Origin of the sequence: Kribbella steppae (assembly GCF_004342025.1) — a bacterium.
Classification (GTDB): domain Bacteria; phylum Actinomycetota; class Actinomycetes; order Propionibacteriales; family Kribbellaceae; genus Kribbella; species Kribbella steppae.
Map to the genome: position 1 here is coordinate 239,814 of NZ_SLWN01000006.1, position 15,227 is coordinate 255,040.

General features: G+C 69.2%; 15 protein-coding genes. 14 read left to right on the top strand and 1 reads right to left on the bottom strand.

Annotated features, from left to right (window positions below; genetic code table 11):
* Positions 1–141: 141 nt before the first annotated feature.
* The 13 genes from EV652_RS18780 to EV652_RS18840 all read left to right on the top strand — a co-directional run bounded on the left by EV652_RS18780 (position 142) and on the right by EV652_RS18840 (position 12,211).
* The gene (locus EV652_RS18780) at positions 142–603 is read left to right on the top strand and encodes a hypothetical protein (protein ID WP_132210449.1); all 462 of its coding nucleotides are present in this window, start codon (positions 142–144) and stop codon (positions 601–603) included.
* 164 nt (positions 604–767) lie between these two features.
* Entirely contained in the window at positions 768–1,388 is a 621-nt protein-coding gene (locus EV652_RS18785; protein ID WP_242001851.1) for a hypothetical protein, read from the top strand.
* Complete coding sequence (locus tag EV652_RS18790; RefSeq protein ID WP_132210451.1) at positions 1,388–2,194, top strand: CpaE/TadZ family protein; 807 nt, start codon at positions 1,388–1,390, stop codon at positions 2,192–2,194. Before EV652_RS18785 ends, EV652_RS18790 begins: the two co-directional genes overlap by 1 nt.
* Positions 2,191–3,501, top strand: coding sequence for a TadA family conjugal transfer-associated ATPase (locus tag EV652_RS18795; protein ID WP_132210452.1), 1,311 nt, complete (start codon positions 2,191–2,193; stop codon positions 3,499–3,501). Before EV652_RS18790 ends, EV652_RS18795 begins: the two co-directional genes overlap by 4 nt.
* A 12-nt stretch (positions 3,502–3,513) precedes the next feature.
* Entirely contained in the window at positions 3,514–4,416 is a 903-nt protein-coding gene (locus EV652_RS18800; RefSeq protein WP_132210453.1) for a type II secretion system F family protein, read from the top strand.
* Positions 4,413–5,333: a type II secretion system F family protein gene (locus EV652_RS18805; protein ID WP_132210454.1), complete on the top strand. Its 921-nt coding sequence runs from the start codon at positions 4,413–4,415 to the stop codon at positions 5,331–5,333. Before EV652_RS18800 ends, EV652_RS18805 begins: the two co-directional genes overlap by 4 nt.
* Before the next feature lie 89 nt (positions 5,334–5,422).
* Positions 5,423–5,641 (top strand): hypothetical protein, encoded by a 219-nt coding sequence (locus tag EV652_RS18810; RefSeq protein WP_132210455.1) that lies wholly within the window; start codon positions 5,423–5,425, stop codon positions 5,639–5,641.
* A 6-nt stretch (positions 5,642–5,647) separates the two neighbouring features.
* Positions 5,648–6,142 (top strand): TadE family protein, encoded by a 495-nt coding sequence (locus EV652_RS18815; protein WP_132210456.1) that lies wholly within the window; start codon positions 5,648–5,650, stop codon positions 6,140–6,142.
* Between the two features lie 8 nt (positions 6,143–6,150).
* The gene (locus tag EV652_RS18820) at positions 6,151–6,651 is read left to right on the top strand and encodes a TadE/TadG family type IV pilus assembly protein (RefSeq protein WP_132210457.1); all 501 of its coding nucleotides are present in this window, start codon (positions 6,151–6,153) and stop codon (positions 6,649–6,651) included.
* Entirely contained in the window at positions 6,641–7,432 is a 792-nt protein-coding gene (locus EV652_RS18825; protein WP_199238264.1) for a TadE/TadG family type IV pilus assembly protein, read from the top strand. The genes EV652_RS18820 and EV652_RS18825 overlap by 11 nt, the downstream gene beginning before the upstream one ends.
* 21 nt (positions 7,433–7,453) lie before the next feature.
* Positions 7,454–8,110 (top strand): hypothetical protein, encoded by a 657-nt coding sequence (locus EV652_RS18830; RefSeq protein ID WP_242001852.1) that lies wholly within the window; start codon positions 7,454–7,456, stop codon positions 8,108–8,110.
* A 108-nt stretch (positions 8,111–8,218) separates the two neighbouring features.
* Entirely contained in the window at positions 8,219–9,163 is a 945-nt protein-coding gene (locus EV652_RS18835) for a hypothetical protein (RefSeq protein ID WP_132210458.1), read from the top strand.
* Positions 9,164–9,187: 24 nt separating this feature from the next.
* Positions 9,188–12,211, top strand: coding sequence for an AfsR/SARP family transcriptional regulator (locus EV652_RS18840; RefSeq protein WP_132210459.1), 3,024 nt, complete (start codon positions 9,188–9,190; stop codon positions 12,209–12,211).
* Between the two features lie 63 nt (positions 12,212–12,274).
* Here EV652_RS18840 and ypfJ read toward each other — a convergent pair whose 3' ends face one another.
* A complete protein-coding gene (ypfJ, locus tag EV652_RS18845) occupies positions 12,275–13,171 on the bottom strand; it encodes a KPN_02809 family neutral zinc metallopeptidase (protein ID WP_132210460.1) in 897 nt (298 codons plus the stop codon).
* 420 nt (positions 13,172–13,591) lie between these two features.
* On the opposite strand from ypfJ, the gene abc-f reads away from it, so the two are divergent.
* Positions 13,592–15,190 carry a ribosomal protection-like ABC-F family protein gene (gene abc-f / locus EV652_RS18850; protein WP_132210461.1) on the top strand — a complete coding sequence of 533 codons (1,599 nt, stop codon included), beginning with the start codon at positions 13,592–13,594 and terminating at the stop codon, positions 15,188–15,190.
* The last annotated feature ends 37 nt before the right edge of the window (positions 15,191–15,227 follow it).

Consider the following 15,227-nt stretch of genomic DNA (forward strand, 5'->3'; position numbering starts at 1 on the left):
TCCCTAACGTGCCTCGGTGATCACCAGTTGTCACCGAGACCTCAAGGTCTGGACGTTAGCAAACTTTCGGTTACCAGCCAGCCACTCAGATCACCCAGCCTGTTAACGATTTACGCCTGCTCCGGCTCCTACGATCGTCACATGACCGACCGGCTGGGATCGTCCGCGTGGAGTGTCTCCGAGGCGCGGAGCGTGGTTGCCCAGCTGCGGCACGTGGCCACGACCGGCCCGGAGTACGACGCTGTCGAGTTGTTTCTCGCTCTGTGTGACTACCTCGACCAGCTCCACGGTTCCCTCGGATTCGACCGGATCCTGCCCGAAGCGGAGCGGTCCGCGCTGATCCAGGTCGTACGGCGGGTTCGCGGTCGGTCCGCCGTACCGGATGCGGACGGTGAGCGACTCGTGCAGCCGGTCAACGCGGCCGTCACGCTCGCCCAGGGACGGGTGCTCGCGGCTCAGCTGGAGAGCGCCGACGGATGGCAGCGTGAGCTTGGTCTGGCCCTGAAGGGGCTCTTTACTTATCTAGACCAGTTGTACGGCGGCCCGGGGGCATTCACCGAGCTGTTGACGTCGGCGGAGCGGGAGCGGGTAGCGAGCCGATAACGGGGCTGGCCTCGTGTGCCGGATGGCACCTCCCTGCCATTACGGTAGGGCGCGTGAGTCTCTCGTCCTCCACGCGTACTTCCTCCCAAGGCACCCGCGGAGCGGGCAGATCGGCAGGCAGTGGTACAAACCGCCTGCCGAGTGGCCGGGAACGCCGACCCGCCTTGGCCGCCCTCGCTGTGATCCTGATCCTGCTCGGCGCGGCCGGCTCCGCGCTGATCGCGGTGAACAGCGGCAACCGGTCGGACTATGTCGCGATCGCCAACGACCTGGGGCCCGGCCACAAGCTGGACCGCAAGGACCTGTCCCGAGGTGACCTCGCCGGCGCGACCGGCAGCCTGATCCCGTGGTCGGAGGCCGAGAAGTACCTCGGCCAGTACACGACGACCAAGCTCTACAAGGACCAGTTCGTCACGCCGGACAACTTCACCGCGGACAAGCCCATTCCGGCCGGTGGTGCGCTGGTCGGCCTGAGCTTGGAAGGCGGCCGCGCGCCGTCGGACGGGATCAGTGTCGGCGACATCGTCTCGGTGATCCGCGTCCCCGCCGCCAACCAGGACTCCTCGCCGGCCACCCCGCTGGTCACGGCGGCCGAGGTCACCGCCAGCTCGGGGGCCATCGCGGACGCGAGGACCAACGCGAACACCACCCTGAACGTGACCGTCCTGGTTCCGACCGAGAAGGCGACCGCCGTCGCGGCGGCCGCGGCGGCGAAGACTCTGGTCCTGACGAAGCTGAACCCGGCCACCAAGCCCGAGGTCTCCCGCACCGACGGAGACGGTTGATGGCTCTGGTGGCACTGGCGAGCGCAAAGGGCTCGCCCGGGGTGACGACTGCCAGTCTCGTCTTCGGCGCGCTCTGGCCGCGGCAGGTGCTGCTGGCCGAGTGCGACCCGGCCGGGAGCGACGTGGCGATCCGGATGACCGCACCGGGCGGAGCACCGTTGAACTCGGACCGGGGCCTGGTCAGCCTGGCTGCCGCGAGCCGTAAGGGCCTGAGCGACGAGGTGATCCTCGCGCACAGCCAGCAGCTCGACGGTGGACTCGACGTCATGCTGGGGGTCCGTTCACCCGAGCAGGTCGGCGGTATGGGCGGTCTGTGGCATCCGCTCGGCATCTCGTTCAACCAGATGCAGAACGGCGACGTACTGGCCGACTGCGGCCGCATCGGCGCCTCGTCCCCCCAACTGCCCGTCATCCAGTCCGCCCGCCTCGTCGTCCTCGTCTGTACGGCGACCGGCTCGTCGGTCGCCCATCTGCGTGAGCGACTGTCGTCACTGGTGCACCACGTCGACGCACAGCTCGGTGTGGTCGTGGTGGCGGACCCGAAGCGGCGTGACGGGGTCAAGCAGGTGTGGTCCGTGCTGGACGCGATGTCCGTGCCGGTGAGGCACCGGTGGCACCTGGCCTACGACCCGGTCGGTGCGGCGTTCTTCGACGGGCGCGGTCACGGCCGGCTGGACAAGACCCAGCTGATCCGGTCCGCCACCGACATCACCGCGGAGATGGCCGCGCTCGTGGCGGCACCTCCGCAGCACGAGTTCGACATGGCGGAGGCGGCGTTCCCACCGCAGGGGGAGTGGGGCGGATGACCGCCGATCAGGAACTGGTCCGCAAGCTGCGCGTGCAGGTCGCCGAGCGACTGAACGAACAGCGTCGCCGGGACCAGGTGAACGGCGTACCGCCGATGAGTGCCGAGGACGAGCGTGAGTACGCCCGCTCGCTGATCGTGCAGGTGCTGGAGGACCATGCCCGCTACGAGCTGGCCGAGGGCCGGACGCCGCCCACCCCGGACGACGACGCGCAGATCGCCGGCGCGATCCACTCGGCCCTGTTCGGTGTCGGCCGGCTGCAGCCGCTGATCGACGACCCCGAGGTCGAGAACATCGACATCAACGGCTACGACCAGGTCTTCGTCCAGTACGGCGACGGCCGCGAGGAGAACCCGGGTCCGGTCGCCGAGAGCGATGACGAACTGGTCGAGCTGATCCAGGTACTGGCCGCCCACGCGGGTCTGACCAGCCGTCCGTTCGACTCGGCGAACCCGCAGCTCGACCTCCGGCTGCCGGACGGGTCCCGGTTGTCCGCCGTCATGGGCGTCACCGCGCGCCCGGCGGTGTCGATCCGGCGGGCGCGCCTGGGCCGGGTGTTCCTCCGCGACCTGGTTGCCAACGGCACCATCTCCGACGACGTCGGGTCGTTCCTGCGGTCGGCGGTCGCGGCGCGGAAGAACATCATGATCGCGGGCGCGACGAACTCCGGGAAGACGACCCTGCTGCGGGCGCTGGCGAACGAGATCCCGCGGCATGAGCGGCTGATCACCGTGGAGCGCTCCCTCGAGCTCGGCCTCGGCGAGTTCAAGGACCTGCACCCGAACGTGGTCGCGTTCGAGGAACGCCTGCCGAACTCCGAGGGCGTCGGCGAGGTCAGCATGGCTGACCTGGTCCGCCGCTCGCTCCGGATGAACCCCAGCCGGGTGATCGTCGGTGAGGTCCTCGGCGACGAGATCGTCACCATGCTGAACGCGATGAGCCAGGGCAACGACGGCTCGCTGTCGACGATCCACTCGAACAGCTCGATGGAGGTGTTCAACCGGATCAGCACCTACGCGATCCAGGCGATGGAACGGCTGCCGATGGACGCCACCCAGATGCTGATCGCCGGTGCGCTCGACTTCGTCGTCTTCGTCCGCAAGCAGAACGACTACCAGCACGGCGGTGGCCTGAGCCGGTACGTCGAGAGCATCCGCGAGGTGACCGGCTGGGACGGCCGGGTGCTGTCCGGCGAGGTGTTCGCCCCGGGCGTCGACGGCCGGGCGGCCGCACACGCGCCGATCGCCTGTATGGACGAGCTCGAGCACTTCGGGTACCAGCCGCTCGTGCACGGAACCTGGGCGTGAGGTGAGGCTGCGATGAACGACCGGACCCTGCTCGCACTGCTCTGCGGAGCGGTGGTCGGCGGCGCGCTCCTGCTGCTGGTCGTCGCCATCCGCGGCACCGCGCCCCGGCAGGAGTCGCCGTCGCTGTTCCGCCGGAGCAACGTCGAAGGCCGGAAGAACCTCGTCCGCCTGGGCACCGGTATCGGCGTCGGTCTCCTCGTCCTGGTCGTGACGCGTTGGCTCGTCCTCGCTGCCGCCCTCGGCCTGCTGGCCGCGCTCGCCGACCGCTTCTTCGGCGGCACCGGTGAGGAACGCCGCGCGATCGAACGCCTGGAGGCCCTGGCCACCTGGACCGAGGCGCTGCGCGACACCATCGCCGGCGCGGTCGGTCTGGAGCAGGCGATCCCGGCCACCGCGGTGAACGCGGCCCCGGCGATCAAGCCCGGCCTGAACCTGCTCGTCGACCGGCTGCGCATCCGCGAACCGTTGCCCTCGGCACTGATGCGGTTCGCCGACGACCTGAACGACCCGTCCGCCGACCTGATCATCGCGGCCCTGGTGCTGAACGCCCGGCTGCGCGGTCCAGGTCTGCGTGAGGTCCTCAGCGCGCTCGCCGACTCCGCTCGCGAGGAACTCGACGTACGCCGGAAGGTCGCGGCCGAACGGCGGTCGACCAGGCGGTCGGTCCAGGTGGTCGTAGCGATCACGCTGCTGGTGGCGGCGGCGCTGGTCCTGTTCAACCCGACGTACGTCGCGCCGTACACGAGTTTCATCGGGCAGTTCGTGCTGTTCATCGTGATCGCGCTGTACGCGCTCGGGCTGGTCTGGCTGCGGAAGTTGGCCAAGATCGAGGTCCCGGAGCGGTTCCTGATTCACAGTAACGACAAGCGGGCCAAGCGGGCCGGCGACGACCGGATGGAGGTGGTGGGCGGATGACGTGGGCTTTCATCACCGGTGCTCTGGTCGGCCTCGGCGTGTACCTGCTGGTGCGGATGTTCATCAAGCCGTCGGCGAACGTGTTGTCCACGATCGCCCGGATCGACGCCGGGCGGACCGGCTACGCCAACGCCGCGACCGCGAGTGCGGCCGGTGAACGGGTGCTCGGCGGTCTCGACAAGGCGCGGGCATCGCTCGGCCGGCGGCTCGAGTTCGAGGCGAACGCGCGCGGGTGGGCGTTCGGCAGGCTGCGCCGCGATCTCGCGGTGATGAACCAGCCGTTCGCCGCGATGCTCGCGACCAAGGTGTTCTTCGCCCTCGGCGCGATGATCTTCATCCCGATCGTGCTGTTCCTGTTCTCGATGCTCGGGCTCGGCGCACCCGGCGCGACACCGGCGATCGTGACGCTGGCCGCGATGGCGTTCGCGTTCTTCCTGCCCGACCTGGCGTTGCGGCAGGAGGCGGAGGCACGGCGGCGCGACTTCCGGCACGTGGTCGGCAGCTTCCTCGACCTGGTCGCGATGAACCTGGCCGGCGGTCGCGGTCTGCCGGAGGCACTGATGACGGCGTCCACCATCGGCGACCACTGGGCGATGGCCAGGATCCGGCAGGCGCTGGCGAACGCGCGGCTGATCGGCATCACGCCGTGGGACGCGATGGCCCGCCTCGGCGAGGACCTCGGCGTCGAGGAACTGCGCGACCTGGCTTCGGCGCTGGCACTGGCCGGTGACGAGGGCGCGAAGATCCGTGCGTCGCTGCTCGCCCGGGCGGCGTCGTTGCGGCGCAAGGAGCTCGCGGACGTGGAGGGCAAGGCGGGGGAGCGGTCCCAGTCGATGCTGGTCGCGCAGCTCGTCATGTGTGCCGCGTTCATGTTGTTCCTCGGCTTCCCCGCCGGGATCGCGATCCTGGGGAACTGAAGTGGATAAGGGATCCAGCGGACGATTCTGTCCGTCGTACAGGGCATACTGAGGCCCGCATCGGGCCTCATGACTGGGAAGGCATTCGGATGAACTCGGAACTGCAGTTCTGGCGCGCGATGGCCGGCTACGCGGTGGCGCGGGCCCACACCCAACGGGCCCGGGCTCGGCAGGGACGGACCCAGCTCGGCGCTTCCGCGCTGGAATGGGCCATCATCTCGGCCATCCTGGTCGCCGCCGCACTGGCGATCGGCCTGGTGGTCCGCCGCGTCATCGACAAGCGCACCGGCGAGATCGAGAACGGCTGATCCCTGGTGCCGCCCCGCCACGCTCGCGCCGTACCGTCGCGTTCACCTTCGCGTCGGTACGGCGTACTCCGTCCGTCCCCGCGCCGGAAGCACCGGCGGCGGTCCGAGCGGGGTGCGACCTCACTCGAGCTGGCGATCCTGGCGCCACTGATCCTGGCGCTGATCTTCATGTCGATCCAGACCGCACTGTGGCTGTACGGGCGGTCGGTCGCGCTGAACGCCGCACAGGAAGGGGTTTCGCGCCTGCGCCTGGTCCAGCCGCCGGTCTACACGACCGGGGTCGGCGAGCAGGTCCGGGCCGACATCCAGGCGTACGCGCAGCAGCTCGGCGGTACGACGCTACAGAACGCCGACGTGAAGACGCCGTCGTACAACAATCCCGAAGGCATGGTCTCGTTCACCGTGACCGGTGACACCGTCTCGCTCGTTCCCGGCCTGACGCTGCACGTGGAGCGCACCGCGACCGGGCCGATCGAGCAGTTCGAGGCCGATGACAAGTGAGTGAGGACATGACGCGGAGCCTGGGGACCCGTCGCCCACCTCGGCATGCCCGGCCGGTGGTGCGGTACGTCCGCTCCGCGGGGCGGCACCGCAAGCCGACCGAGCAGGGCACGATGGCCCTGGAACTGGCTGTGCTGGCGCCGATCCTGCTGATCCTGTTCATGTTCCTGCTGGCGTGTGGCCGGTACTTCCAGACCTCGTCGCTGCTGGAGAGTGCCGCTCGCGACGGCGCGCGCTCGGCCAGCCAGGCGCGGTCGCTCGGGGAGGCGCAGGGTCGCGTCGACGATGCGGTGAACCGGACGATGAGCCAGGCGTTCAAGTCCTGCAAGGAAACCGCGAGCGGCACCATCACCACCGACTTCGCCGCCGGTACGCCGCTGTCCGTCGAGGTCACCTGCACGATCGACTACCGCGATCTCGGCCTGCTCGGGATCGGCGGCGACACCAAGATCACCAAGCGCTTCAGTTCGTCGGTCGACCCGTACCGAGGTGTTCGCGATGGCTCGTGACCGCCGCTCCCGGGTCGTCGAGTTCGTCCGGATCGATGCCCCCGGCAACCACCGGCTGACGGTCGGCCGCGGTGCGCTCAGCCCCGCGGTGGCGATCCTGGCGGTGATGATCTTCACCCTGGCCGGCCTGGTGATCGACGGCGGACGGCAACTCGGCGCTCGGTCCCGCGCGGTCGGCTACGCCCAGGAGGCGGCCCGGGTGGGCGCGGCCACCATCCAGCTGAACTCCGCCGAGGCCAAGATCGACACCGCCAAGGCGGCCACCGCGATCGCCGGCTTCTGCGCCCAGGTCTCGTCCAACGACCCGGCCGTCACCTCCTGCGCCCCGACCAAACTCACCGAGGAACAGGTCGACATCCGGGTCGCCATCGACAACAAGACGACATTCCTCGGCCTGATCGGCAAGACCAACCTCAAAGCCGCCGGCATCGGCACCGCCCACCCCGAACAAGGCATCAAGAAGGCCGACGACAGCCCCACCATCCCCCCGATCGTGGTGGAGAGCACGCCCGACGACCCCGGCGCGCCGATCAGCACCGCCGTACCACCGACGCTCGATCTCCCGTGCCCGGAGTGGACCATCGGCTCACCGACGCCGACGTGGACGTTGGAGCCGCTGCCCTTCCCGGCGACCTGCACGCCGAGTATCACGCCGAGCCCCACCGACCCAACGAATCCGAGCAACCCGACGGGGCCGCCGAACACCACCACCGCGCCTCCCGGCGGGGGAGCACCGGCCGGCGTCCAGCCCCCGCAGAACTCCGCCCCGCCCAGCCGCTAGAGCCACGAAGGAATGTCACCCGTGCGAAGCCTCGCCCTCCCCGCAGCCGTGCTGGCCGGTGCTCTCCTGCTGACCGGCTGCGGTGGCGGCAACTCCACCGACGGCGGCCGTCCGGTTCCGGTCGACGGCTCCGGCGACCCCAGCACGAGCACCAGCACGTCCAGCACTCCGACCGCCGGGGCCACCACACCGACAGCAGCGCCGTCCGAGCCGACGAACACCACCACGGCAGCTCCGCCCAAAGCGCAGGTCGTCGTCGTTCCTGGGAACTACAGCTCGAACCCGGCCGTCCAAGGCCTCGTGCAGAGCTACCCGCTGTACTTCCAGGCCTTGGTTGCCCGCGACGACAGCATCCTGAAGAAGTCGTTCCCGTCGTTCTTCTACGCGGACACGTCACAGGCGATCAAGGATGCCCAGCGCAACGGCTGGGTCATGCGCCCGCCGGGCAGCGTGGTCGTCCTCGGGGTCCAGAGCCAGTCGAACGGAACGGTCCGGGTCAAGACCTGCCGCTCGCAGACCACGCAGTACTGGGATCCGAAGGCGAAGGCCTGGACAGTGCCGGCGCCGAGCGGCTCACCGCAGGTCATCGACATGATCAAGACCGGCGTCGGGTGGCTGCCGTACAAGCTGGCGTCGTCGAAGGGGGTCACGTGCGCGCGGGTGCGCTATCCGGCCTAGATCAAAACTGGATTTTGCACATTCCGAAAAGGTGACGAGGCAGAGAGCAACGGGCATGATGCCCCTGGTCGAAGATAATCTGCGCCTAGACGAGTCTGGGGAGTGAGGATGCGCAACCGAGTGGGCCGTGGACTGGTGGTCCTGGGCGCCGTACTCGCACTGCTGATGGCCGTCCCCGCCACGACGGCCGCCGCCGACACGATCCACAGCGGCAACAGGGTCTGCAGCATGTACGTCAACTCGATCGGCTTCGGTGCCTACTGCAGCTCGGGCAAGTACTACATCCCGGGTGACGGGCCGCCTCCGCAGACCTGGCGGCAGAAGCTCAACGGCCGGCCCTTCATCCCGTGTCGCGACTTCGAGATCCCGAAGGGGATCCACCTGCCCCAGGCGCCGGAGGGCAAGACCTGGGTGCTCCGGATCACGATCACGGACTACAACCTGAACACCTACAACGGTGGCGCCGCCGCGCACCTCGAGCGCGCGTACATCCCGGTGAACGAGGCCGAGCGCAACCAGTGCCCGTTCCCGGACTACATGGAGCAGTTCTGGTGGCGCTTCGAGAGCAACTACCCGCCGCCGGCGCTGCAGGTCAAGCCGACGTTCACGCCGCGGGTCAACGTGCCTGCCTTCTTCTCGCTCACCGCCGAGAGTTCGATGGTGCTGCAGAACGACCCGACGAAGGGTGAGCTGGACAGCGGGTTCTACGACCCCACCCACAACCTGACCATGCGAGGCATGGTCGTGGAGATGAAGGTCGATCCAGGTGACGGGACGAAGCCGTTCACCTGCCTGATGGGCGCGACGCCGGTCGACGATGCGGACGGGTACGACGAGACGAAGGACCCGTTCAACCAGATGAGCACCTGCAAGCACACGTACGAGCGGTCCAGTGCCAACCAGCCGGACGGTATGTACACGGTGAAGCTGACGATCACCTGGGAAGTCTCGTACTGGGTCGGACAGCAGGGCGGTTGGGAGCCGATCGGCAAGGCCAACGTCCATGCGGTACAGCGGTTGCCTGTGCAGGAAGCGCAGGCGATCGGTGGGTAACGGTGGGGACCTGGAGGGACCACGATGGTGAAGACGAATGAGCCGGTGCGGGCGGCGCGGTTGCCGCAGCGGCGGTCGGGGAGTCCGGGCGCGGACCGGCTGAAGGGCTTTGTCGCGCTGCTCGCGGTCCTGGCGATCGTCGGCGGTGTTCCGTACGTGCTGCTGCGGTTCTTCGGTACGCCGTGGCCGGAGCAGATGCCGAGTCGCGACGTACTGTTCAGCGAGCTGAGCGTCGAGACCGTTCTCGGCATCATCGCGGTCGTCATCTGGATCGCGTGGCTGCACTTCGTCATCTGCCTGATCGCGGAGGCGGTGGCCGAGATCCGCGGCCATGGTCTGTCGCCACGCATCCCACTCGGCGGCGGCTCGCAGAGCCTCGCCCGCCGGTTGATCTCCACCGTCGTCCTGATCGGTGCGGCCGCGAGTGTCAGCCTGCCGGTCGCGAACGCGGTGACCACCACGCACACCGGCACTCCGACGGTCGCGACGGCGACGCAGGACGGTGACCAGGGCTCGCGCGACACCTTCCGGCAGACGGAGGCGCGCAGTTCGGTTCTCAGCGGCAACCAGGCCAAGACCACGCACACCGGCGTACGGACCAACAGCGACGACAAGGGCCAGGTGATCAAGTACACCGAGGTCCGCCCGCCGCAGGGCCGCAACTACGACTGCCTGTGGGACATCGCCGAGCGCTACCTGGGTGAGGGTCGCCGCTACAAGGAGATCTACGAGCTCAACAAGAACAAGCTGCAGCCCGACGGCCGCCGGCTGACCAACCCGGACCTCATCCTGCCGGGCTGGCAGGTCCGCCTGCCCGCCGACGCCAAGGGCGCCGGGGTGCACACGGTCCGGGTGAAGATCGACCACACCACCACCGGTACGACGGTCAGCCAGGGCACCAAATCGACGACGTCGACCGGTACCAAGACCTCGACCTCGACGGGTACCAAGACCACCACCGGCACGGGTACGACGTCCGGCACCAAGACCCAGCCGGGTCCGGGCAGCCGCTGGTCCGAGCAGGGCACCGAGGCGGGTTCGTCGATCAGCATCGGCAGCGCGACCAAGGACCCGGGGGCGAAAACCGTGAAGCCGGGCGAGCCGGGCATCTCGGTCGCTCCGCACGTTCCTGGTACGACGCAGTCCGAGCCGGGCGACCCGGCAGCCGGCGGCACCAAGGTGCCTGAGCCGGTGCAGGTCGCGGTCGATGACGGCTTCGACGCGACCCAGGCCGGGATCTACGGCTTCGGTGCCACCCTGCTCGCGGCCGGTCTCGCGCTGGCGCTGAAGCGGCGCCGCGGTTGGGCGCAGGGCCCCGGTCCGAAGGCGGCCGGGCACCGGCAGACCGAGATCGGTCTGCGGCTCGCGTCGGACGTCCCGACCGCTCAGTTCGTCGATAACGCGCTGCGGCAGCTCGGTGCCGACATGACTCAGGCGAACCGGCCGATGCCGAAGGTCGTCGCCGCGCTGGTGACGGACCGCGCGCTCACCCTCGTGCTCGACCCGTACGAGGCGCAGACCCCGCCGCCCGCGCCGTGGCAGATCATTGCTGACGGCACCCGTTGGACGCTCCGCCGGGCGTACGCGCCCACTGGTGAGGTCACCGCGCCGGCGCCGTACCCGACCCTGGTCACCCTCGGGCGGAACGCCGACGGCGCGACCGTCCTGGTCGACCTGGACACCGCGAACGGGATCGTCAGCTTCGGCGGTGTGAACAACCCGTCCCGTGACGTGGTCGGTTCGCTCGCGGTCGAGCTGGCGACCAACCTGTGGTCGGAGGGTGCGCACGTCAGCATGGTCGGGTTCGGCGACGACCTGTCCTCGCTGGCGCCGTCCCGGTTGAGCTACTGGGTCCGGCTCGACGACGCGATCGCCCAGGTCACTCGTCGTACCGAGGCGCAGGTGCAAGCCTGTGGGCGGCGCAACGTGGGCTCGGTGGCCGAGGCCCGGATGGCCTACCCGGACGCGGCGTTGTGGGGTGCGGAGATCATCTTCATGTCCGCGCCGCCGTCGCCGGAGGAGCAGGACCAGCTGAACCGGCTGGCCGCGGACCACCGGCGCACCATCGCCGTGGTCGTGGTCGGCGACGTGATCAGCTCGCCGTGGCGGTTCGTGGTGGACGAGAAGAACCAGGCCGTCTGCCGGCTGCTCGGGCTCGAGGTCGATGCCCACAGCATCAATCCGGCACAGTTCGCCGACCTGGTCGCGCTGTTCGAGGCGGCCGAGTCCGACTCGCTGGACAAGCGCCGGGCCGAGCAGGACATGCCGGCGTACGAGTTCTCCACCACGGATCTCAGCCTGCCCGCGCCGGTCGAGGTGGACCTGCTCGGGCCGGTCGAGGTGGACGCCCGCGGCGGCATCGACGACGGCCGGATCCAGCTGTCGACCGAGATCATCGCGTTCCTGGCCAGCCAGGACTACGGCGTCCACCCGAACGTGCTCGCAGGTGCGATCTGGCCGCGCGGTATCAGCGAGGAGCTGCGGGACTCGGCGCTCGAGCACACCCGCCGCTGGGTCGGTGTCGACGCGATGTACGCCGACGAGTCCGGCCGCTGGATGCTGAACCGCAGCGTGGTCCGGGTCGACTGGGACGTGTTCCGGACGCTGGCCAAGCAGGCGACGATGATGGACGACCCGCGCGGGCCGCTGTCGACGGCGCTGAGCCTGGTGCACGGCCCCGCCTGGTCGAACCTGCCGGCCGGCCGGTACTCGTGGCTCGCCGCCTCGGGTATCGAGCGCCGGATGGCGGAGGCGGTCGTCGACGCCGCGCTCAAGCTGGCGGAGGCTTCGCTCAGCCACAACGACGGCGGCCTGGCCCGCACGGCTCTCCAGACCGGCCTCAGCTTCTCGCCGGCCTCGGAGGAACTGTGGCGAGCCACCCTCCGCCTGGCCTCCCACTTCGGTACGTCGGCCGACGTCACGAACGTGGCCAGCCAGATGTACGCCGCCCTGACCCGCCACGGCGGCCCCCGCGGCCCCGAAGCCGAGACGGACGCCCTGGTCGACGAACTCCTGCCGGGCTACCACCGCCCGGCGGCAGTCGCCTGACCCGCCGAACGAAACCGCCCTGAACGCCGGATCACCGGAGTACAGGGCGGTTCGTCGTACTGACTAGAGAGCGTCGGCGGACCAGGTGTCGCAGGCGGTCATGTCGCCGGAGTCCATGCCGGTCTTGAACCACCTCATGCGTTGCTCGGCGGTGCCGTGGCTGAAGCTTTCCGGGTTGACCTGGCCCTGGGTCTTCTCCTGGATGCGGTCGTCACCGACCGCCGCGGCGGCGTCGAGACCGCGGGCGATGTCGTCCTCGGTGAGGCCGCTGATGAAGGTGTCGCCGTCCTTGTCCGGGACGGTGGTGGCGTGGTTGGTCCAGATCCCGGCCAGACAGTCGGCCTGGAGTTCGGAGCGGACCGCGTCTGATGTCGGCCCGTTGCGGGTCTTGATCCGGCCGAGGATGCCGTAGAGGTTCTGGATGTGGTGGCCGTACTCGTGCGCCACGACGTACGCCTCGGCGAAGTTGCCGCCCTTGGCGCCCAGCTCGGTCTGCAGCGTCTGGAAGAACCCGATGTCCAGGTACACGCGCTTGTCGCCCGGGCAGTAGAACGGCCCGACCGCGCTGGTCGCCGGTCCGCAGGCGGTGTTGACCGAGCCGTCGAAGACCCGCATCGGTGCCCGGGTGTACTTCTTGCCCCGGCGCGGCAGCTCGGCGGCCCAGAACCCCTCGATCGAGTTCTGGTAGAAGACGAACCGGCAGTCCGGGTTGTTCTGCAGGTCTGTGCCCTTCTTGCACGAGTCCAGGTTGCCGGCCGCGGTGTTGCGTACCGTCGGCTCCTCGCTGCCCCCGTCACCGCCGGGTACGCCGTTCAGCAGCAGGATCACCACGAGCAGGATGATGCCGCCGATCCCGCCACCGATCGGGATCATGCCGCCAGGCCGCAATCCGCCGCCGCCACTACCGCGGGTGTCCTCGACCCCACTGGTGTCGAGATCCGCATCCGGATTGAATTTCACCTGAGTTGTCGCGGGGTAGCCCCGTTGTTCAGGGTGGGGAGGAACCGCGACTCCCTCCCTTCGGAGACTGGGGACTGTCGGTCCCGAGTGATTGGGTAGGCGGCATGTCTCAGTTCCGCAGGTACCCGACCCTCATGCAGCGGGCCACGTTGCTGGAACAGCGTGGGCGTAGTCGATACGTCTGCGGACGGGCCGTCAGCGCACGCCGAGAGACGCCCGTACGGGTCTCGTCGTAGCGTCGACCTCAACACGCTGCCTCCGCGGAGTCGTCGGAATCCCCATCCTTCGGGACGGGCAGGACATCGGAGCACATAGACTAGACCTCGGTGCGGGGATTCCTGCCGTGTCGTGACGCAGTGCTGCCGACCCGCCACAGACCGACCCCGACCGCCCCTCGAGCCTTAGGACGCCTGCCCCGCGATGATCACTGTCTCCAACCTCGAGGTCCGTGTGGGCGCCCGTCAGTTGCTCGCACCTGCTTCGTTCCGGGTCGGGCCGGGCGACAAGGTGGGTCTGGTCGGCCGGAACGGCGCCGGCAAGACCACGCTGACCAAGATCCTGGCCGGCGAGGGCCTGCCGGCGAGCGGCTCGGTCAACTCCTCCGGCGACATCGGCTATCTCCCGCAGGACCCGCGCACGGGCGACCTCGAAGTACTGGCACGGGATCGGATCCTGTCCGCCCGCGGTCTGGACGAGGTCGTCCGGCGGATGCGCAGCGCCGAGAAGTCGATGGCCAGCGCGGACGAGAAGACCCGCGCGAAGGGTATGCGGCGGTATGAGCGGGCCGAGGCGGATCTGCACGCCGCCGGGGGCTACGCGGCCGAGGCGGAGGCGGCCCGGATCGCGGCGAACCTCGGACTGCCGGACCGGGTGCTGGGGCAACCACTGAACACGCTGTCCGGTGGTCAGCGCCGCCGCGTCGAGCTGGCCCGGATCCTGTTCTCGCAGGCGGAGACGCTGCTGCTGGACGAGCCGACCAACCACCTCGATGCCGACTCGATCGTCTGGCTGCGCGACTTCCTCAAGTCGTACGGCGGTGGCGTGATCATGATCAGCCACGACGTGAACCTGCTCGAGGAGACCGTCACCCGGGTCTTCCACCTGGACGCGAACAGGGCCGAGATCGACGTCTACAACGTCGGCTGGAAGGCGTACCTGACCCAGCGGGAGACCGACGAGCGGCGCCGCAAGCGGGAGCGGGCGAACGCGGAGAAGAAGGCCGGCCAGCTGGTCGACCAGGCGAACAAGATGCGCGCCAAGGCGACCAAGGCGGCCGCGGCCCAGCAGATGTTGCGGCGGGCCGAGCGGCTGATGTCCGAGCTCGAGGGCGAGCGCAAGACCGATCGCGTCGCGAAGATCGCGTTCCCGACGCCGGCGCCGTGCGGCAAGACGCCGCTGATGGCCCGCGAACTGTCCAAGTCGTACGGCTCGCTGGAGATCTTCACCGACGTCGACCTGGCCATCGACCGGGGCTCGCGGGTCGTCGTACTCGGACTGAACGGTGCCGGGAAGACCACGCTGCTGCGGGTGCTGTCCGGGATCGAGAAGTCCGACACCGGCGACGTGATCGACGGGCACGGGCTCAAGCTCGGGTACTACGCGCAGGAGCACGAGACCCTGGACGTGAACCGGACCGTCCTGGAGAACATGAAGACCGCGGCGCCGGATCTCAACGAGACGCAGGCGCGGAGCGTGCTCGGTTCGTTCCTGTTCACCGGGGACGACGCGGACAAGCCGGCCCGGGTGTTGTCCGGTGGCGAGAAGACGCGGCTCGCGCTGGCGACCCTGGTGGTATCGGCGGCCAACGTGTTGCTGCTGGACGAGCCGACGAACAACCTGGATCCGGCTTCGCGGGCCGAGGTGCTGAACGCGATTCGCTCGTACACCGGTGCGATCGTGCTGGTGACCCACGACGAGGGCGCCGTCGAGGCGCTCGAGCCGGAGCGGGTCCTGCTGCTCCCGGACGGCGTCGAGGACCTCTGGTCCAACGACTACGCCGACCTGGTGTCGCTGGCCTGAGTGGGTTTCTCCACAGGTGATGTAGACCGCGTCGAAA